At 64.0% G+C, this 18049-nt stretch carries 20 protein-coding genes; 16 read left to right on the top strand and 4 right to left on the bottom strand.

Annotated features, from left to right (window positions below):
* The first annotated feature begins 47 nt into the window (after window positions 1-47).
* The 3 genes from QBK88_RS18090 to QBK88_RS18080 are packed head-to-tail and all read left to right on the top strand — an operon-like array spanning window position 48 to window position 1715.
* On the top strand, window positions 48-401 hold the full coding sequence (locus QBK88_RS18090; RefSeq protein ID WP_268148009.1) for a CidA/LrgA family protein: 354 nt from the start codon (window positions 48-50) through the stop codon (window positions 399-401).
* The gene (locus tag QBK88_RS18085) at window positions 398-1114 is read left to right on the top strand and encodes an LrgB family protein (RefSeq protein ID WP_277963091.1); all 717 of its coding nucleotides are present in this window, start codon (window positions 398-400) and stop codon (window positions 1112-1114) included. Before QBK88_RS18090 ends, QBK88_RS18085 begins: the two co-directional genes overlap by 4 nt.
* 10 nt (window positions 1115-1124) lie before the next feature.
* Window positions 1125-1715, top strand: a complete 591-nt coding sequence (locus tag QBK88_RS18080) for an LON peptidase substrate-binding domain-containing protein (RefSeq protein ID WP_277963090.1) — start codon at window positions 1125-1127, stop codon at window positions 1713-1715.
* Between the two features lie 35 nt (window positions 1716-1750).
* On the opposite strand, the gene QBK88_RS18075 is transcribed toward QBK88_RS18080, so the two are convergent.
* Together QBK88_RS18075 and QBK88_RS18070 are read right to left on the bottom strand one after the other, a co-directional pair.
* Window positions 1751-3067 carry a bifunctional DedA family/phosphatase PAP2 family protein gene (locus QBK88_RS18075; protein WP_277963089.1) on the bottom strand — a complete coding sequence of 439 codons (1317 nt, stop codon included), beginning with the start codon at window positions 3065-3067 and terminating at the stop codon, window positions 1751-1753.
* Between the two features lie 3 nt (window positions 3068-3070).
* Entirely contained in the window at window positions 3071-3769 is a 699-nt protein-coding gene (locus QBK88_RS18070; RefSeq protein ID WP_445764955.1) for a DNA-3-methyladenine glycosylase, read from the bottom strand.
* 180 nt (window positions 3770-3949) lie between these two features.
* Here QBK88_RS18070 and QBK88_RS18065 point away from each other — a divergent pair, with 180 nt between their 5' ends.
* The 13 genes from QBK88_RS18065 (at window position 3950) to QBK88_RS18005 (ending at window position 16335) form a co-directional block, all read left to right on the top strand.
* Window positions 3950-5221 carry a glutamate-5-semialdehyde dehydrogenase gene (locus QBK88_RS18065; RefSeq protein ID WP_277963087.1) on the top strand — a complete coding sequence of 424 codons (1272 nt, stop codon included), beginning with the start codon at window positions 3950-3952 and terminating at the stop codon, window positions 5219-5221.
* A 1-nt stretch (window position 5222) separates the two neighbouring features.
* Window positions 5223-5900 carry a nicotinate-nucleotide adenylyltransferase gene (nadD, locus tag QBK88_RS18060; protein ID WP_277963086.1) on the top strand — a complete coding sequence of 226 codons (678 nt, stop codon included), beginning with the start codon at window positions 5223-5225 and terminating at the stop codon, window positions 5898-5900.
* A 16-nt stretch (window positions 5901-5916) separates the two neighbouring features.
* Window positions 5917-6309: a ribosome silencing factor gene (rsfS, locus tag QBK88_RS18055; protein ID WP_008374761.1), complete on the top strand. Its 393-nt coding sequence runs from the start codon at window positions 5917-5919 to the stop codon at window positions 6307-6309.
* A gap of 9 nt (window positions 6310-6318) precedes the next feature.
* A complete protein-coding gene (gene rlmH, locus QBK88_RS18050) occupies window positions 6319-6786 on the top strand; it encodes a 23S rRNA (pseudouridine(1915)-N(3))-methyltransferase RlmH (protein ID WP_277963085.1) in 468 nt (155 codons plus the stop codon).
* Window positions 6787-6804: 18 nt separating this feature from the next.
* Window positions 6805-8700 carry a penicillin-binding protein 2 gene (gene mrdA / locus QBK88_RS18045; RefSeq protein ID WP_268148026.1) on the top strand — a complete coding sequence of 632 codons (1896 nt, stop codon included), beginning with the start codon at window positions 6805-6807 and terminating at the stop codon, window positions 8698-8700.
* A 31-nt stretch (window positions 8701-8731) separates the two neighbouring features.
* The gene (rodA, locus tag QBK88_RS18040; RefSeq protein WP_268151325.1) at window positions 8732-9835 is read left to right on the top strand and encodes a rod shape-determining protein RodA; all 1104 of its coding nucleotides are present in this window, start codon (window positions 8732-8734) and stop codon (window positions 9833-9835) included.
* 17 nt (window positions 9836-9852) lie between these two features.
* Complete coding sequence (gene mltB, locus QBK88_RS18035; protein WP_277963084.1) at window positions 9853-10863, top strand: lytic murein transglycosylase B; 1011 nt, start codon at window positions 9853-9855, stop codon at window positions 10861-10863.
* On the top strand, window positions 10864-11877 hold the full coding sequence (locus QBK88_RS18030; RefSeq protein ID WP_268148030.1) for a septal ring lytic transglycosylase RlpA family protein: 1014 nt from the start codon (window positions 10864-10866) through the stop codon (window positions 11875-11877).
* Window positions 11878-12049: 172 nt separating this feature from the next.
* Window positions 12050-13210: a D-alanyl-D-alanine carboxypeptidase family protein gene (locus QBK88_RS18025; protein WP_277963083.1), complete on the top strand. Its 1161-nt coding sequence runs from the start codon at window positions 12050-12052 to the stop codon at window positions 13208-13210.
* 83 nt (window positions 13211-13293) lie between these two features.
* Window positions 13294-13569: a DUF493 domain-containing protein gene (locus QBK88_RS18020; protein ID WP_158153464.1), complete on the top strand. Its 276-nt coding sequence runs from the start codon at window positions 13294-13296 to the stop codon at window positions 13567-13569.
* Complete coding sequence (lipB, locus tag QBK88_RS18015) at window positions 13569-14216, top strand: lipoyl(octanoyl) transferase LipB (protein WP_277963082.1); 648 nt, start codon at window positions 13569-13571, stop codon at window positions 14214-14216. Before QBK88_RS18020 ends, lipB begins: the two co-directional genes overlap by 1 nt.
* A gap of 40 nt (window positions 14217-14256) precedes the next feature.
* Window positions 14257-15237, top strand: coding sequence for a lipoyl synthase (lipA, locus tag QBK88_RS18010; protein ID WP_199267059.1), 981 nt, complete (start codon window positions 14257-14259; stop codon window positions 15235-15237).
* A 165-nt stretch (window positions 15238-15402) separates the two neighbouring features.
* Complete coding sequence (locus tag QBK88_RS18005; protein WP_277963081.1) at window positions 15403-16335, top strand: LD-carboxypeptidase; 933 nt, start codon at window positions 15403-15405, stop codon at window positions 16333-16335.
* 69 nt (window positions 16336-16404) lie between these two features.
* On the opposite strand, the gene QBK88_RS18000 is transcribed toward QBK88_RS18005, so the two are convergent.
* Window positions 16405-17727, bottom strand: a complete 1323-nt coding sequence (locus tag QBK88_RS18000) for a lytic murein transglycosylase (protein WP_268148038.1) — start codon at window positions 17725-17727, stop codon at window positions 16405-16407.
* A 95-nt stretch (window positions 17728-17822) separates the two neighbouring features.
* A complete protein-coding gene (gene arfA, locus QBK88_RS17995; RefSeq protein ID WP_158153469.1) occupies window positions 17823-17975 on the bottom strand; it encodes an alternative ribosome rescue factor ArfA in 153 nt (50 codons plus the stop codon).
* Between the last annotated feature and the right edge of the window lie 74 nt (window positions 17976-18049).

The raw sequence follows: 18049 nt of genomic DNA, 5'->3' as shown, positions 1-18049 counted from the left end.
ACCTTGCGTGCTTATAATGGTGCCGGATGCCGGCGGGGGAGGAAAATATGTTGTTACGTGGTTTGACGTGGCTGATCGTGTTCCAACTGTTGGGCACCGCGCTCAATCACTTGGTATTGCGCATGCTGCCTGGGCCGATCATCGGCTTGCTGCTGTTGCTGGGGTTCCTGATCATTCGGGGCGAAGTGGGCAAGCCGCTGGCCGATGCATCTGCCAGCCTCCTGCGTTACCTACCGTTGCTGCTGGTGCCCCCCGCCGTGGGCGTGATGGCCTACGCCAGCGACATTGCCGCCGACTTCTGGGCCATCGTCGGCACGCTGTTCATCTCGGTGCTGGTGTCCATGGCCCTGGTGGGCAAACTGATGCAGAAAATGCTCGCTCGCCGCGGGGAGCACCCATGAACCTTGACTGGCACGGCGCACTGGAATCGGTCATTCACCACCCGCTGTTCGGCATCGGCATTACCCTGGGTGCCTATCAACTGGTGCTGGCGGGGTACGAGCGTACCCGTTGGGTCTTTCTGCAACCGGTGCTGGTGTCGATGCTGCTGGTGATCGGGGTGTTGCTGCTGACCGGCGTCAGCTATGGCGAGTACCGCAAGAGCACCGAGATACTCGGCACTTTGCTGGGGCCGGCCACGGTTGCCTTGGCGGTGCCGCTGTTTCTCAACCTGCGGCGCATCCGTCAACTGCTGGCGCCGGTGTTGGCTACGCTGGTGATAGGCGGGGTGTTTGCCACCGGCCTGGGGCTGTTGCTGGCGTGGTGCTTTGGCGCCGAGCACATGATCCTGATGACCATGGCACCCAAGTCGGTCACCTCGCCCATTGCCATGCTGGTGGCGGAGCAGATTGGCGGTGTAGCCGCCCTGGCGGCGGTGTTCGTGCTGATCACCGGGGTCATCGGGGCGATCTTTGGCCCCGCGCTGTTGTCCATGCTCAAGGTGCACAGCCCCGAGGCCCGTGGCATGGCCCTGGGCATGACCGCCCATGCGGTGGGCACTTCGGTGGCCCTGCAGGAAGGTGAAGAGTGCGGGGCGTTTGCCGCATTGGCCATGAGCCTGATGGGGGTATCGACCGCGGTATTCCTGCCGCTGGCCGTCAGCCTGTTCGTTTAAGGAAACCACTATGACGTTGCCGCTTTTTCCCCTCAATACCGTGCTGTTCCCGGGCTGCATCCTCGATTTGCAGATTTTCGAGGCACGCTACCTCGACATGATCGGGCGCTGCATGAAACAGGGCGGGGGCTTTGGCGTGGTCTGCATTCTCGACGGGCAAGAGGTTGGCCCGGCGCCGGCTGGGCACGCGATGGTCGGTTGTGAAGCCGTGATCACCGACTTTCAGAAGCAGGACAATGGCCTGCTGGGCATTCGCGTGAAGGGCACCCGGCGGTTCAAGGTAACGGCTACCGAGCTGCAGCGCGACCAATTGCTGGTGGCGGATGTGGAGTGGCAGGACGAGGCCGCTGACCAGCCGTTGGTGGAAGAGGATGACGACCTGGTGGCGTTGCTGCATGCCCTGGCCGAACACCCCATGGTGGCGGCGCTGGACATGGGCACCGAAGTGCCCGGGCGTCAGTCCCTGGCCAATCAACTGGCCTATCTGCTGCCGTTTCCCGAGCAGGACAAGATCGACCTGCTGACCCTGACTGACCCGGCTGAACGGTTGGCTGGCATTCAGGTGCTGCTGGACGACTTGCAGGGCGAGCTCTTCGCCTAGTGCTCTACCGCGCGATTTGCGGCGGCCTTGAACGGTTAGTAGGCATACCGCAGCAAAGTATGGGAGAAGTCCCGCGTAGCGAAGAAGCCCAGCGACACCACTATCACCGGCATCACTGTCCACCACACCCGCGGTGGCATCGCTGGCAATGGCTGGCGCCACTGGTTCAAGGTCAGGCTGGCCGCGCAGACGAAGCACGCCAGCAGGGTGCCCGCCAGAATATCCGTCGGCCAGTGCGCCCCCAGGTACACGCGCGACAGGGCAATGCCCGCTGCCGGCAGCCCCGCCAGTACCAGCCAGGCCAGGCGCAGACGCGGTGGCTGGCCGCGCCCGGCCAGCACGCCCAGGGTCAGGAACAGCGCGAACGCCGCCGAACTGTGGCCGCTGGGCATGCTGTAGGTGCCCAGCGGGTGGGTCATCACCTCCGGGCGAATGCGCGCGAACACGTGCTTCATCAAGCCGTTGCCTAGCGCGGTAAATAGCAGCGTGCCCATGGCGAACATCGCAGGGCGCCACTGGCGCTGCACCACCAGCAGTCCGCATACCACGGCCGCCAGGAGGAACTGACTGCGAAAATCACCCATCTTCGTCAAGGCGATGGCGACGTCGTCCATGAACGGGGCGCGGTGCTCCTGAACCAGGGTCATGATCCCCTGATCGAACTGCACCAGGTGCGGCCAGCCGAGGAAGACCCCGACCAACAGCACCAGGCACATGCCCGTGACCAGGCGCGTGCCATGGGGCCGCGAGCGCCATGCGGCACTGATACTCAAGCCAACGAGCACGGCGAAGCCCGCCGCCAATACCCCGGCCTGCCCCCAGAACCCCTCTGGCAGCGGCAGTCGCATGGCCGCGCCGGTCGCCCAGCCCGGCATCAGGTACACCACCGACCAACCGGCGCCCGCCAGCAGGCTGACCCCCACGAAGCGCAACAATGGCATGTCGAACATGCCCGCCACCATGGGCAGCATGGGCCGCAGCGGGCCGATGAAGCGGCCCACCAGCAAGCTGGCAATGCCATAGCGCTGGAAATAGCCCTCGGCGCGGCCGATCCATTCCGGGTGGTGGCGCAGCCCGGGCAAGCGGCGGATGTTCTGGTGGAAATGGCGGCCGGTGAAGTAGGACAAGCCGTCACCCAGTAATCCGCCGATGTAGCCCAGCAACAAGGTTTCACCCAGCGACAGCGCACCATTGCCGGCCAGCACGGCAATGGCGAACAGCAGCACGGTGCCGGGCACTATCAGCCCGACAATGGCCAGGCATTCGGTGCACGCCACCAGCACAATCGCCAGCCCCAGCCATTGGGGGTGTGCGGACAACCAGGCGGTCAGCCCGTCGAGCCATGGGCCCATGTTTCAATTTCCTTGCGCAAGGGTAAAAAAGTCGCGACCTTCGACTTGGCCGCGGCGCAAGGGGTTCCTTGTGCAATGGCGGGCATGCTCGGCGTCCACGAAACGGTACGGCAGATGTTCGTCGCGCCCGTGGGGAATGCCCAGGCGAGTGGTCTGGATAATTTGTTTCGGGATGATGCCAAGGTCATCGACAAATAATTGTTCATGGTCGAACCGCTTGGCGTCCCAGTTCGGCACCTTCAGCCCCATGGCCTTGCACAACAGTGTCTGGCCGGCACAGAGGCGCTCGATCGGGCGCGGGTTGCCGGCGGCGTCGGGGTTGTTCAGTTGCATCTGGGCCAAGGCGTTTTCATCGGCATGGGCGTCCACCCAGGGGTAGCCGGACTTGATCAGCACTGCGTTGCCAGGGCCCTGGGCGCTGAAGTTCAGCGAATCACCGCCCCGGGCGTAGTACATGTAGATGTGCCCGCCATCCAGGAACAGCGCCTTGCGTTTCTCCGTGTAGCCCAGCGAGGCGTGGCTGCCCTTCTCGGCGCAGTAGTAAGCCTCGGTCTCGATGATGCGGGCCGACAGCCAGTACGGGCCCTGCTTGTGGCGAATCACCTTGCCCAGCAATTCGCGGGCAAGCAGTTGGGCGTCGCGGTCGAAAAACGCGTCGGGCAGAGGGCGTGCGTCTGGCCAGGGCAGGGCATTGAGCAGCATCGGCGATTTACCGCAAGTTACGAAAGAACCTGCAAGGATAATATTCATTCGTGGCTTAATCACGGCTGAATCATTGCCCTGGCGCAGACTGTTTTCGACCATCCGCCTGCCGCCGCTGTCAGTGGCCGGTCGAGACAGCTATAATCAGCCGCTTTCCTCTTTGCCAAGACCACAGAGACCATGACTGAGTCCGTTCTTGACTACATGACCCGTCTGGGTCGCGCCGCCCGCGAAGCCTCCCGCGTGATCGCGCGCGCCAGCACCGCGCAGAAGAACCGCGCCCTGCTGGCTGCTGCCAACGCGTTGGACGCTGCCCGTGGCGCGCTGACTGCCGCCAACGAACAGGACCTGGCCGCTGGCCGCGCCAATGGCCTGGAACCAGCCATGCTCGAGCGCCTGGCGCTGACCCCGGCACGCATCGACGGCATGATCGTTGGCCTGCGCCAGGTGGCCAGCCTGCCAGACCCCGTGGGTGCCATTCGCGACATGAGCTATCGGCCGTCGGGCATCCAGGTGGGCAAGATGCGCGTGCCCCTGGGGGTGGTCGGGATCATCTATGAGTCGCGCCCGAACGTGACCATCGACGCAGCCAGCCTGTGCCTGAAGTCCGGCAACGCCACTATTCTGCGCGGCGGCTCCGAGGCCATCCACTCCAACCGTGCCATCGCCGCCTGCGTCCAGCGCGGCCTGGCCGAAGCCGGCCTGCCGGCTGCCGTGGTGCAGGTCGTGGAAACCACCGACCGCGAAGCCGTGGGCGCGCTGATCACCATGCCCGAGTACGTGGACATCATCGTGCCCCGTGGCGGCCGTGGCCTGATCGAGCGCGTCAGCCGCGACGCCAAGGTGCCGGTCATCAAGCATCTGGATGGCATCTGCCACGTTTACGTGGCCGCCGACGCCGACCTGGCCAAGGCCGAGCGCATCGCCTTCAACGCCAAGACCTACCGCTATGGTATCTGCGGCGCCATGGAAACCCTGCTGGTGGACGCGGCCGTGGCCGCCGACTTCCTGCCGGCCATGGCTGCCCGGTTCGCCGAGAAAGGTGTCGAGCTGCGTGGCTGCGAGCGCACCCGCGATATCATCCAGGCGCTACCGGCCACCGAAGAAGACTGGCACACCGAGTACCTGGCGGCGATCCTGTCGATTCGCGTGGTCGATGGCCTGGAACAGGCCATCGACCACATCAACCATTACGGTTCGCATCACACCGATTCCATCGCCACCGAGAACTTCGGCGAAGCCCGGCGCTTCACCGCCGAGGTCGACTCCGCCTCGGTGATGATCAACACCCCGACCTGCTTTGCCGATGGCTTCGAGTATGGCCTGGGTGCCGAGATCGGCATTTCCACGGACAAGATCCACGCCCGTGGCCCGGTGGGCCTGGAAGGCCTGACCTGCGAGAAATACATCGTGATTGGCGACGGCCAGTTGCGCGGCCAGGAGCCTGCCTGACTTGGGTGACGTCAGCCGCCCAGGCAGCCAGCCCGTCCCGCGCCGTATCGGTGTGCTGGGCGGCACGTTCGACCCGGTGCACATCGGCCACTTGCGCAGCGCGCTGGAAGTGGCCGATGCCCTGGGCCTGGACGAGCTGCGCCTGACGCCCAACGCGCGGCCGCCCCACCGCGACACCCCGCAGGTGACGCCCCAGGACCGCCTGGCCATGGTGCGCTGCGCCGTGGAGGGCGTGGCGCCGCTGACCGTGGATGCCCGGGAGCTGCAACGGGACAAGCCGTCGTACACCATCGACACGCTGGAACTGATGCGCGCGGAACTCGCCGCCGACGACCAGCTGTTCTTGCTGCTGGGCTGGGATGCCTTTTGTGGCCTGCCTTCCTGGCACCGCTGGGAAGAACTGCTGCAGCATTGCCATATTCTGGTATTGCAGCGGCCTGACGCCGACAGCGAGCCGCCGGATGCCTTGCGCAACCTGCTGGCCGCGCGGTCGGTCAGCGACCCGCTGGCCCTTGAAGGGCCGGGCGGGAATATTACTTTCGTCTGGCAGACACCCCTGGCGGTGTCGGCCACCCAGATCCGTCAACTGCTGGCCAGCGGGAAGTCGGTACGTTTCCTGGTGCCTGACGCGGTACTGGCCTACATCGAGGCGCACGGGCTGTACCGTGCGTCCAATTGAACTGAACGAGTTTTATATGACCAAGCAAAAAATCAGCGTATCCGGCGAAGAGCTGGTTGAACTGGCCAAGGCCGCCCTGGAAGACGTCAAGGCCCAGGACATCCTGGTGATCGACGTGAAAGACAAGCACAGCCTGACCGACTACATGGTGATCGCCACCGGTACCTCGAACCGCCAGATCAACGCCATGCTCGACAAGGTTCGCGAGAACGTCAAAGCCAAGGGCGCGCAGCCACTGGGCGAAGAAGGCAAGGGCGAAAGCGACTGGGTACTGCTGGACCTGGGCGACGTGATCGTGCACATGATGACCGCCGCTGCCCGCCAGTTCTACGACCTGGAACGCCTGTGGCAGGGTGCCGAGCAGAGCCGTGCCGCCAGCGGTGCGCACCACACCCCAGGCAACGAATAAGGCCGGGCCATGCGTCTGCGTCTGATTGCTGTCGGTTCGCGCATGCCCAGGTGGGTGGAGGACGGTTGGCAGGAATACGCCAAGCGTCTGCCGTCCGAACTGGCGCTCGACCTGGTGGAAATTCCGCTCAACACCCGTGGCAAGAACGCCGACGTGGCGCGCTTCATCCGTCAGGAAGGCGAGGCCATGTTGGCCAAGGTTCAGCCGGGTGAGCGTATCGTCACGCTCGAAGTGCACGGCAAGCCGTGGAGCACCGAGCAGCTGGCGGTGGAACTGGACCGCTGGCGGCTGGACTCGCGCACCGTCAACTTCATGGTCGGCGGCCCCGAAGGGCTGGCGCCGGAAGTCTGCGCGCGCGCTGACCAGCGCTGGTCGCTGTCGCCGCTGACACTGCCGCACCCGTTGGTTCGTATCCTGATCGGCGAGCAGCTGTATCGCGCCTGGACCGTGTTGTCCGGGCACCCTTACCACAAATAAGCGTACAAGCCGCCTTTCATGTCCCAGCCGATTCACCTCAAGGATCACGAGAAGGACGCACGCCTGGTGCGTGGCCGCGTCGTGGTCGGTGCAATCGTGGTGATGGTGATGGTGTGCGCGCTGGTGGCGCGGCTGTATTACCTGCAGGTGATCCAGTACGAGTATCACTCCACGCTGTCGGAGAACAATCGGGTGCACGTGCAGCCGATTCCGCCGTCGCGTGGGCTGATCTACGACCGCAACGGCGTGATCATCGCCGACAACCGCCCCAGCTTCAGCCTGAGCATGACCCGCGAACGCGCGGGGGACTGGGCGCAGGTCCTGGACCTTATCGTCCAGGTGCTGGAGCTGACCCCGGATGACCGGGCCATTTTCGAAAAGCGCATGAAGCAGGGGCGCCGGCCATTCGAGCCGGTGCCTATCCTGTTCGAACTCAATGAAGAGCAGATCGCCCGCATCGCGGTGAACCAGTTCCGCCTGCCGGGCGTGGAAGTGGTGGCGCAGTTGGTGCGCCATTACCCCCAGGGCCCGCATTTCGCCCATTCGGTGGGCTACATGGGGCGCATCAACGAGAAAGAACTCAAGGCGCTGGACTCGACCAACTACAGCGGTACCCACCACATCGGCAAAACCGGCGTCGAGCGTTTCTACGAGCCCGAGCTGCACGGCCAGGTGGGTTACGAGGAAGTCGAGACCAACGCCCGCGGCCGCGTGCTGCGGGTACTCAAACGCACCGACCCGGTACCTGGCAAGGACATCGTCCTGAGCCTGGACATCAACCTGCAGGAAGCGGCCGAAGCGGCCCTGGGCGGGCGCCGCGGCGCCATCGTCGCCCTGGACCCGAAAACCGGCGAGGTGCTGGCCATGGTCAGTCAGCCGAGCTTCGACCCCAACCTGTTCGTCACTGGCATCAGCTTCAAGGCCTACGCCGAGTTGCGTGACTCCATCGACCGCCCCCTGTTCAACCGGGTGCTGCGCGGCCTGTACCCGCCTGGCTCGACCATCAAGCCAGCGGTGGCCATCGCAGGCCTGGACACCGGCGTCGTCACCCCTGCTACCCGGGTGTTCGACCCCGGCTATTACCAACTGCCGAATTTCGACCACAAGTACCGCAACTGGAACCGCAGTGGCGACGGCTGGGTGGACCTGGACACCGCCATCATGCGGTCCAACGACACCTACTTCTACGACCTGGCGCACAAGATGGGCATCGACCGCCTGTCCAGCTACCTGAACCGCTTCGGTATCGGCCAGAAGGTGTCGCTGGACATGTTCGAGGAGTCGCCGGGCCTGATGCCGTCGCGGGACTGGAAACGCATCACCCGCCGCCAGGCCTGGTTCCCGGGTGAAACCCTGATTCTTGGGATCGGCCAGGGCTACATGCAGGCCACCCCGTTGCAACTGGCCCAGGCCACCGCGCTGGTGGCCAACAAAGGCAAATGGAACCGGCCGCACCTGGCCCGCACCATCGAAGGCCAGCCTCCGGTGGATGACAACCCCATGGAAGACATTGTGTTGCGCGACGCCAATGACTGGGACCGCGTCAACCACGGCATGCAGCAAGTGATGCACGGCGCCCGGGGTACCGCGCGCAAGGCGGCGGTCGGCGCCCAGTACCGTATCGCTGGCAAGAGCGGTACCGCTCAGGTCGTCGCCATCAAGCAGGGCGAGAAATACGACCGCACCAAGCTTCAGGAACGCCATCGCGACCACGCTCTGTTCGTGGGTTTCGCGCCGGCCGACAATCCCAAAATTGTAGTTGCGGTGATGGTGGAGAACGGCGAGTCCGGTTCCGGCGTCGCGGCGCCCGTCGTGCGTCAGGTGATGGATGCCTGGCTGTTGGGGCCCGACGGCCAGCTCAAGCCCGAATACGCCAGCAACACCGCAATGGAGACAACCGCACGTGAAGAGTAATTTCGATCGCATGCTCTCCAGCGAGGACGTGATGCGCCGCCGCGCCACCTTGCTGCAGCGCATCCATATCGACGGCCCGCTGTTGATCCTGCTCCTGACCCTGGCCGCCGGCAGCCTGTTCGTGCTGTATTCGGCCAGCGGCAAAAGCTGGGACCTGCTGATCAAGCAGGCCACCTCGTTCGGCATCGGCCTGGTATCAATGCTGCTGATTGCCCAACTGGAACCGCGCTTCATGGCCCGCTGGGTACCATTGGCCTACGGCCTGGGGGTGATCCTGCTGGTGGCCGTGGATGTCATGGGCCACAACGCCATGGGGGCCACGCGCTGGATCAACATTCCGGGGGTGATTCGCTTCCAGCCGTCGGAATTCATGAAGATCATCATGCCGGCCACCATCGCCTGGTACCTGGCCAAACGCACCCTGCCGCCCACGCTCAAGCACGTGGGGGCCAGCCTGGTGCTGATCGGCGTGCCGTTCATCCTCATCGTGCGCCAGCCGGACCTGGGTACCTCGCTGCTGATTCTGGCCTCGGGTACCTTCGTGCTGTTCATGGCCGGCCTGCGCTGGCGCTGGATTGTCAGCGTGGTCGCCGCCGCCGTGCCGGTGGCCGTGGGCATGTGGTTCTTCATCATGCACGACTACCAGAAACAACGGATCCTGACCTTCCTGGACCCCGAGAGCGACCCCCTGGGCACCGGCTGGAACATCATCCAGTCCAAGGCGGCGATTGGCTCGGGTGGCGTATTCGGCAAGGGCTGGCTGCTGGGTACCCAGTCGCACCTGGACTTCCTGCCCGAAAGCCACACCGACTTCATCATCGCCGTGCTCGGCGAGGAGTTTGGCCTGGTGGGTATCTGCGCCTTGCTGCTGCTGTACCTGGCCCTCATCGGCCGCGGCCTGGTGATCACCGCCCAGGCCCAGACCCTGTTCGGCAAGCTGCTGGCCGGCAGCCTGACCATGACCTTCTTTGTGTACGTGTTCGTCAATATCGGTATGGTCAGTGGCCTGTTGCCCGTCGTAGGCGTGCCGCTGCCCTTCATTAGTTACGGCGGAACTTCGCTGGTGACGCTGATGTCAGCGTTTGGGGTTTTGATGTCGATCCATACCCATCGCAAGTGGATCGCGCAGGTTTGATTAAGGTGAAGAATTTCATGCAAGCAGTCTGCAACTGGGCCACCCGGTGCATTCCCTGGGTCGGCCTGGTCGGCATCCTCGGTTCGTCGCAGCAGGCAGTGGCCGGCGACTACGATGGCACCCCGCAGTTGGCGCAGTTCGTCGGTGAAATGACCCGCGACTATGGTTTTGCCGGCGAGCAGGTCATCGGGGTGTTCCAGGAGGTGCAACGCAAGCAAGCCATTCTGGACGCCATTTCCAAACCCGCCGAACGCGTCAAGCCGTGGAAGGACTACCGCCCGCTGTTCATCACCGATGCGCGCATCGCCCGGGGCGTGGACTTCTGGCGCCAGCATGAGGCTGCCCTCAAGCGTGCCGAACAGGAATACGGCGTACCGGCCCAGATTATTGTGTCTATCATTGGTGTCGAGACGTTTTTCGGTAGAAATACCGGCAACTACCGGGTGATCGATGCACTTTCCACACTGGCCTTCGATTACCCGCCACGGGCCGACTTCTTCCGCAAGGAGCTGCGCGAGTTTCTGCTGCTGTCCCGCGAAGAGCAGGTCGACCCGCTGAGCATCAAGGGCTCGTACGCTGGCGCCATGGGGCTGCCGCAATTCATGCCCAGTAGTTTCCGCGCCTATGCCGTGGACTTCGACGGCGATGGCCACATCAATATCTGGAGTGACCCCGATGATGCCATCGGCAGCGTCGCCAACTACTTCAAGCAGCACGGCTGGGTGATGGGCCAGCCTGTGGTGAGCCGCGCCACGGTGCGCGGCGAGCATGTGGACGAAGGCTTGAGCCCGGGCATTGATCCGGTGAAGAACGTTGGGCAGTTGCGAGCACTGGGCTGGTCGAGTCATGATGCGCTGCGCGACGATATGCCGGTGACTGCTTTCCGCTTCGACGGTGAGTTCGGTCCGGAATATTGGATGGGGTTGGGCAACTTCTACGCCATCACTCGCTATAATCGCAGCGCCATGTATGCCATGGCCGTCTATCAACTGTCGCAAGCACTGGTTCAAGCACGGGGCGTCAAGTAAATGCGGACACTGCAGATTCGCACACCTTTGAAGCTGATGGGCTACGCGGCCCTCGCCATGCTGGTCGTCAGTTGTTCGTCCACCAGCCGCACGCCGCAAAGCGGTGGCTACGTGGTGCGCTCCCAGCCGGGGCTGGACATCAACCGGGCCCACAAGGACGGCGCGCCGTGGTGGGACGTGGACGTATCACGCATTCCCGACGCCGTGCCCACCCTGCACAGCGGCCCCTACAAGGCCAACCCGTACACGGTATTGGGCAAGACCTACTTCCCGCTCACCGATGCCAGCCATTATGCGGCGACTGGCACGGCGTCCTGGTATGGCACAAAGTTTCACGGCCAGAACACCGCCAATGGCGAAGTCTACGACCTGTACGGCATGAGCGCGGCGCACAAGACCCTGCCGCTGCCCAGCTATGTACGCGTGACCAACCTGGACAACAACCGCAGCGTGATCCTGCGGGTCAACGACCGCGGGCCGTTCTATTCCGACCGTATCATCGACCTGTCCTACGCGGCGGCCAAGAAGCTCGGCTATGCCGAGATCGGCACCGCGCGCGTCAAGGTCGAGGGTATCGACCCGGCCCAGTACTGGGCTCAGCGTGGCCGTCCGGCGCCGCTGATGCTTGACCAGCCGCAGGTGGCCCAGGCGCCGCAGCAGCCAGTAATCACCGCGTCGGCGGGCACCATCGAGCAATGGACGCCGCCGCCGCAACAGCACGCCGCCGCCGTCCTGCCCGCGCAGATCGACGCAAAAAAAAACGCTTCTGTTCCAGCGTCTGGCCAGTTTCTCCAGGTGGGAGCGTTCGCCAACCCGGACGCTGCGGAGCTGCTGAGGTCCAAGTTGAGCTCGATGGTTCGGGCCCCGGTGTTCGTCAGCTCGATCGTGCGCAACCAGCAGACACTGTATCGAGTGCGGCTGGGGCCGATCGGCACGCCGGGTGAGGTGCAGCAGACCCAGGACAGCGTGCGCCTGGCCAACCTGGGCTCGCCCAGCGTGGTCACCGCCGAATGATTTTCCCGGCCTGGCGACAGGCCGGACCCCGGTTGCCACTTGCCCTTGGGGGCGGGCGGCAGCCGCATGAACAACGGCCCGCAGAAAGGCCGCGCAAACAACCAGGGCCACGGCCCACACAAACAGATTTTGCCCGCGAGGGCATGTGCCCATTAGCAATTTCGAGAGACGGATGAACATCACCACCTTTGCCAAACGCCTGTGCCTGCCTGTACTGCTGCTGATCGCCCCAGTTGCCATGTCGGCCGAGCAAATGACGCCTGCAGCCCCGCAACTGGCTGCCAAGGCCTACGTACTGATGGAAGCGTCCAGCGGGCAAGTCCTGGTGGACAGCAACGGCGACCAGCGTCTGCCGCCAGCCAGCCTGACCAAACTGATGAGCGCCTACATCGCCACCCTGGAGATCAAGCGCGGCCAGATCGGCGAGAACGACATGGTCACCGTCAGCGAAAACGCCTGGCGCACCGGCGGCTCGCGGATGTTCATCAAGGTCGGCTCGCAGGTCACCGTCAGCGACCTGCTGCACGGCATCATCATTCAGTCGGGTAACGACGCCACCGTGGCCCTGTCCGAGCACATCGCCGGCAGCGAAGATGCCTTCGCCGACATGATGAACAAGACCGCCGGCGACCTGGGCATGGAGAACAGCCACTTCATGAACCCTACCGGGCTGCCGAACCCGGACCACTACTCCACCCCGCACGACATCGCCAAGCTGGCCCGCGCGATCATCAACATCGACCCGGCCCACTACGCGATCTACTCGCAGAAAGAGTTCTTCTGGAACAACATCAAGCAGCCTAACCGCAACTTGCTGCTGTGGCGCGACAAGACCGTCGACGGTCTGAAGACCGGCCACACCGAAGAAGCCGGTTACTGCATGGCGGCTTCGGCCGTTCGTGATGGCATGCGCCTGATCGCCGTTGTGTTCGGTACCACCAGCGAAGCCGCGCGTGCGGCCGAAACCCAGAAGCTGCTGACCTACGGTTTCCGCTTCTTCGAAACCCAGACCTTCTACCAGAAGGGCACCGAGCTGGCGAAGGCGCCGGTCTGGAAAGGCGCTACCCACGAGATCCGCGCGGGCCTGGCCGATGACCTGACCATGACCCTGCCAAAAGGCCAGCTGAAAAACCTGACCGCCACCATGACCATGAACCCGCAGCTGACCGCGCCCATCGCCAAAGGTGACGTGATCGGTAAAGTGGAAGTCAAAAACGGTGAGCAGGTCGTGCACAGCGCCAACCTGATCGCCCTCGACGCGGTCGAGGAAGGTGGTTTCATTCGCCGCATGTGGGATAGCATTCGTCTATTCTTCTACGGCTTGTTCAACTGATTACGTGAACAGCATGCCCCCGGGACCGCGCCGTGCGGACCGGGGGTTTGTCCGTCTTCACGGCTTGCGAGGCCGTTACTGCTATGACAGACACCGAAGTCAAGGCTCCTAAGATCGAATTCCCCTGCGCCGATTATCCGATCAAAGTGATTGGTGACACCGGGGCGGGCTTCAAAGACCAAGTGATCGCCATCGTTGCCAACCATGCAACCATCGAGCACGAGAAAACCGCCGAGCGCCAGAGCAGCAACGGCAAGTACACCACGTTGCAGCTGCACATCCTGGCCACCGGCCAGGACCAGCTCTACAACATCAACAGTGAGCTGCGTGCCACGGGCGTAGTGAAAATGGTGCTCTGATGTCCGGTTGCCTGGGCTTTCGCGAGCTGGGCCTGATGGCCTACGAGCCGGTGTGGCATGCGATGCAGCGCTTCACCGACCAGCGTGGCCCGGCGACGGGTGACGAGGTCTGGCTGGTGCAACACCCTGCGGTGTTCACCCAGGGCCAGGCGGGCAAGGCCGAGCACTTGCTGGTGCCGGGTGATATTCCGGTGGTGCAGGTGGATCGTGGCGGCCAGGTGACCTACCATGGCCCGGGCCAGATGGTGGCCTACCTGCTGCTGGATGTGCGGCGTCTGGGTTACGGCGTGCGGGAGCTGGTCACGCGCATCGAGCAGACCATCGTCGCGCTGCTGGCTGAATATGATGTGCCGGCAGCGGCCAAGGCCGATGCGCCCGGTGTTTACGTCCAGGGGGCGAAAATCGCTTCCCTGGGCTTGCGGATCCGTAACGGGTGTTCCTTTCATGGCCTGGCCCTGAACGTGGACATGGACCTTGCGCCGTTCCGCCGTATCAACCCCTGCGGATATGCCGGGCTGGCGATGACCCAGTTGTGCGATCATGCAGGCCAGATTGAATATGCCGAGGTTGGTGCCCGGCTGCGCGCGCAGCTCGTCAAGCACCTCGACTACGCTGAGCAGACGACCCTGACGGGCGGAATCGATTGATATGACTACCGCGCTAGACACAGCTGAATCCGTGCAAACCATGATCCCCGTGACCAACGTCACGCCGCCGCGGCCCAAGGTCGAAGCCGGTGTGAAGCTGCGTGGCGCCGAGAAAGTCGCACGTATTCCGGTGAAGATCATCCCCACCGAAGAACTGCCGAAGAAGCCCGACTGGATCCGCGTGCGCATCCCGGTTTCGCCGGAAGTCGATCGCATCAAGCAACTGCTGCGCAAGCACAAGCTGCACAGCGTCTGCGAAGAAGCGTCCTGCCCGAACCTGGGCGAGTGCTTCTCGGGTGGCACCGCTACCTTCATGATCATGGGCGATATCTGTACCCGTCGCTGCCCGTTCTGCGACGTCGGCCACGGCCGTCCGAAGGCTCTGGACGCCGATGAACCGATGAACCTGGCGGTCGCCATCGCCGACCTGCGCCTCAAGTACGTGGTCATCACGTCGGTGGACCGTGACGATCTGCGTGACGGCGGTGCCCAGCACTTCGCCGACTGCCTGCGCGAAATCCGCAAGCTGTCGCCAGGCGTACAACTGGAAACCCTGGTGCCGGACTACCGCGGCCGCATGGACGTCGCCCTGGAAATCACCGCCAAAGAGCCGCCGGATGTCTTCAACCACAACCTGGAAACCGTGCCACGCCTGTACAAGGCTGCGCGTCCGGGTTCGGACTACCAGTGGTCGCTGACCCTGTTGCAGAAGTTCAAGGAAATGGTGCCGCACGTACCCACCAAGTCCGGCCTGATGCTGGGGCTGGGCGAGACCGATGAAGAAGTGATCGAAGTGATGCACCGCATGCGCGAGCACAACATCGACATGCTGACCCTGGGCCAGTACCTGCAGCCGTCGCGCAGCCACTTGCCGGTGCAGCGTTTCGTGCACCCTGACACCTTCGCCTGGTTCGCCGAGGAAGGCTACAAGATGGGCTTCAAGAACGTGGCCTCCGGCCCGCTGGTACGTTCTTCGTACCACGCCGACCAGCAGGCGCACGAGGCCAAGATCAAGCTCTGATCCGCGCCTGAGGTACCGATGCCGGCCGCCAGTTCCCGCAACTGCCGCCGGCATCGTTGTTTCCGGGGTTTGTTCATGGGACGCACGGGGTTACAAGGCTATGCTGTTCTGTCATGGGGATCGCTCTACAGTAGGCATCTTCGATCAATGCAAGGAGCCTGACGAATGAAACACACACCCACGCCCGCCGCTTTGCCGCGTCGCGTGCCCACCCAGGCGCAGATCGCCCTGATCGCGCCGGCCGGCCCCAAGGAATTCAGCGTAGAGGCCGCGCAGCGCTGGGTCAGCAGCCGGGGCCATACGCTGAAGGTCTACCCGGGTGTGCTCGAACACCAGGGCTACCTGGCGGGCAGCGATGCCGTGCGCCTGCGCGACCTGCATGACGCCTTCGCCGACCCGGACATAGACGCCATCATCTGCTTGCGCGGCGGCTACGGCACGCCGCGGCTGCTGGATAAAATCGACTACGACCTGATCGCCCGGCACGCCAAGCCCTTCATCGGGTACAGCGACCTCACTGCCTTGCACCTGGCGTTTGCCCGCTACTGCAACTTCGTCACCTTCCACGGGCCGATGCTCACCTCAGACCTGTTGGCCAACCGTCAGGCGCCCACTGAAGACTCCATGCGCCGCTTGTTGCGCGGGCAACTGCGCAAGGGTGACCTGCTGGTCCACCCCGTGGCGCACCCCTTGACCTGCGTCGAGCATGGGGTAGCCAGCGGTCGGTTGACCGGGGGCAACCTGTCGATGATCTGCGCCACCTTGGCCACCGATTACGAAATCGACCTGCAAGGCGCCATCCTGTTTCTGGAGGACGTGGGTGAGCCTCTCTACAGGGTTGACCGCCTGCTGACACAGTTGCGCCTTGCCGGACGTTTCAAGGGCCTTCGCGGGGTATTGGTGGGGGATTTCGCCGGGCTGGATGTGCCACGGTTGACGCCATTGCTCAAGGAGATCTTCGAGCCAATGGGCATTCCGGTGCTGGCCGGTTGGCGCAGTGGCCATTGCGACCCGAACCTGACCCTGCCCCTGGGCGCCCAGGTGCGCCTGGACGCGGGGCAGAAGACCTTGATGCTGGAGCAGGATGTGGTCAGGTAATCGGTGTCGCCTGGCCCCACGTGATTGACTGTGGGACCGGGCGAGGCTCGGGAAGAGAGCGACCCTGTCTCAAGGCTGGCGCAGGCTATCCAGCAACTTGTGGTTGGCATACCCATCCGCCGGCCAGCCCAGCGACTGCTGGGCCAGGCGAATGGCCTTGCGGGTATTGGCGCCGATGATGCCGTCCGGGTTGCCTGCCTCATAGCCCTTGGCCGTCAGCAGCGTTTGCAACTCGATACGCTCGGTGCGGCTCAATGGCAGGTCATCGCGCGGCCAGTCACCCATCACGTAGCCACCCCCGTCGAAGCGCTGAGCCAGCAGGCTCACGGCCAGGGCATAGGACGACGAGTTGTTGTACTTGAGAATGGCGCGGAAGTTGTCCAGCACCAGGAACGCAGGGCCACGGTAACCCGCTGGCAGCAGCAGGGCGGCCGAAAGCTGCTCGCTCCCGGCAGGCAAGCGCGTGCCAGCCGGCAGCTTCACGCCCATCTGCAGCCATTCGGCCACTGGCTTGCGCAGGGCACCATCGGCCTGGGCGTAGTCGAAACCAGGCGCCAATTGCACTTCGAACCCCCAGGGCTGGCCACGCTGCCAGCCCGAGCTTTGCAGGTAATGCGCGGTTGAGGCCAGGGCGTCTGGCGCGCTGTTCCAGATATCGCGACGGCCATCGCCGTCGAAGTCCACGGCATGGGAGTTGTAAGTGGTGGGGATGAACTGGGTCTGGCCCATCGCGCCCGACCAGGAGCCCAGCATGGCCTCGGGCTGGATGTCACCGTTCTGCAGAATCTGCAGGGCAGCGATCAACTGGTCCTGGGCGAAGCTCTGGCGGCGGCCTTCGTACGCCAGGGTCGCCAGCGAGCGGATCACCGACTTGTCGCCCTGGAACTGGCCAAAGCTGCTCTCCATCCCCCATACCGCCACCAAGGCCTGGCGGTCGACGCCATAGCGCTGCTCGATGCGCTGCAGGTCATCGCCGTACTGGTTCATCAGCGCCTGGCCTTTGCGAACGCGCACGGGCGAGATGGCGCCGTCCAGGTATTCCCACACCGGGCGGGTGAACTCTGGCTGGCTGCGGTCGGCCTTGACCACGCTCGGGTCCGGGGTGACGCCGGTGAAGGCGCGGTCGAACACATCCGGGCGGATGCCGGCCTGCAACGCCTGCTGGCGGAAGCCGTCTTCCCACTGGGTAAAGGTTTCGCTGGGCAGCATCACGCCATCGGCATCCACGGGGGCTGCGGTGGTCAGCGGGGCAACCGGCGAGGTCTTTTGCGCAGGGGTGGGCAGGGCATCGGCGGCAACCGTTGGCTTTTCAGCACAGGCGCCCAGCAGAACGAGGGTGGAGGCAGCGAGCAGATGACGCATTTGCACACGCTGGAGACGACGAAGAGACATTCACAGGTCCAGGTATTTCAAGTCAGATGCGGACCATATCATGAGAGCGGGGGGCAAGGGGCAACGCGTAGGAAAGTTCGTGGTAAACGGTGTTTTCAGGCTGCCAGAAAAGGAGAAGCCTCCCAGTTTTTCGACTGGAAGGCTTCGCGTTGGTAGCTGCCCTTGCCCTTGGCGGGTCGTTCCTGGCGGCTGCGGAACAGGGGTTGGGCGACGATGGATTTGGCCTTGTTGGGGCGCTTTTTGCTCATGACGGCACTCCTTGATTGGAGCGCCGATCATACGCCGATCACGCTCCCGCGCAATCCCTGTGGCCTTGGCAGGC

This window comes from Pseudomonas sp. RIT-To-2 (genome assembly GCF_029623465.1).
Taxonomy (GTDB): Bacteria; Pseudomonadota; Gammaproteobacteria; order Pseudomonadales; family Pseudomonadaceae; genus Aquipseudomonas; species Aquipseudomonas silvicola.
Note: the sequence above shows the minus strand (reverse complement) of the source record. Positions and strands in the feature narration are given on the sequence as shown.

What these genes read in the sequence shown, in the direction of transcription:
- QBK88_RS18070 (WP_445764955.1), bottom strand. Translation starts at nt 3,769, where the DNA reads ATGCTGCTCAATGCCCTGCCCTGGCCAGACGCACGCCCTCTGCCCGAC.
- QBK88_RS18065 (WP_277963087.1), top strand. Translation starts at nt 3,950, where the DNA reads ATGACTGAGTCCGTTCTTGACTACATGACCCGTCTGGGTCGCGCCGCC.
- QBK88_RS18005 (WP_277963081.1), top strand. Translation starts at nt 15,403, where the DNA reads ATGAAACACACACCCACGCCCGCCGCTTTGCCGCGTCGCGTGCCCACC.
- QBK88_RS18025 (WP_277963083.1), top strand. Translation starts at nt 12,050, where the DNA reads ATGAACATCACCACCTTTGCCAAACGCCTGTGCCTGCCTGTACTGCTG.
- mrdA (WP_268148026.1), top strand. Translation starts at nt 6,805, where the DNA reads ATGTCCCAGCCGATTCACCTCAAGGATCACGAGAAGGACGCACGCCTG.
- arfA (WP_158153469.1), bottom strand. Translation starts at nt 17,975, where the DNA reads ATGAGCAAAAAGCGCCCCAACAAGGCCAAATCCATCGTCGCCCAACCC.
- QBK88_RS18000 (WP_268148038.1), bottom strand. Translation starts at nt 17,727, where the DNA reads ATGTCTCTTCGTCGTCTCCAGCGTGTGCAAATGCGTCATCTGCTCGCT.
- rsfS (WP_008374761.1), top strand. Translation starts at nt 5,917, where the DNA reads ATGACCAAGCAAAAAATCAGCGTATCCGGCGAAGAGCTGGTTGAACTG.
- rodA (WP_268151325.1), top strand. Translation starts at nt 8,732, where the DNA reads ATGCGCCGCCGCGCCACCTTGCTGCAGCGCATCCATATCGACGGCCCG.
- QBK88_RS18075 (WP_277963089.1), bottom strand. Translation starts at nt 3,067, where the DNA reads ATGGGCCCATGGCTCGACGGGCTGACCGCCTGGTTGTCCGCACACCCC.
- mltB (WP_277963084.1), top strand. Translation starts at nt 9,853, where the DNA reads ATGCAAGCAGTCTGCAACTGGGCCACCCGGTGCATTCCCTGGGTCGGC.
- QBK88_RS18030 (WP_268148030.1), top strand. Translation starts at nt 10,864, where the DNA reads ATGCGGACACTGCAGATTCGCACACCTTTGAAGCTGATGGGCTACGCG.
- QBK88_RS18085 (WP_277963091.1), top strand. Translation starts at nt 398, where the DNA reads ATGAACCTTGACTGGCACGGCGCACTGGAATCGGTCATTCACCACCCG.
- lipB (WP_277963082.1), top strand. Translation starts at nt 13,569, where the DNA reads ATGTCCGGTTGCCTGGGCTTTCGCGAGCTGGGCCTGATGGCCTACGAG.
- QBK88_RS18080 (WP_277963090.1), top strand. Translation starts at nt 1,125, where the DNA reads ATGACGTTGCCGCTTTTTCCCCTCAATACCGTGCTGTTCCCGGGCTGC.
- QBK88_RS18020 (WP_158153464.1), top strand. Translation starts at nt 13,294, where the DNA reads ATGACAGACACCGAAGTCAAGGCTCCTAAGATCGAATTCCCCTGCGCC.
- lipA (WP_199267059.1), top strand. Translation starts at nt 14,257, where the DNA reads ATGATCCCCGTGACCAACGTCACGCCGCCGCGGCCCAAGGTCGAAGCC.
- QBK88_RS18090 (WP_268148009.1), top strand. Translation starts at nt 48, where the DNA reads ATGTTGTTACGTGGTTTGACGTGGCTGATCGTGTTCCAACTGTTGGGC.
- rlmH (WP_277963085.1), top strand. Translation starts at nt 6,319, where the DNA reads ATGCGTCTGCGTCTGATTGCTGTCGGTTCGCGCATGCCCAGGTGGGTG.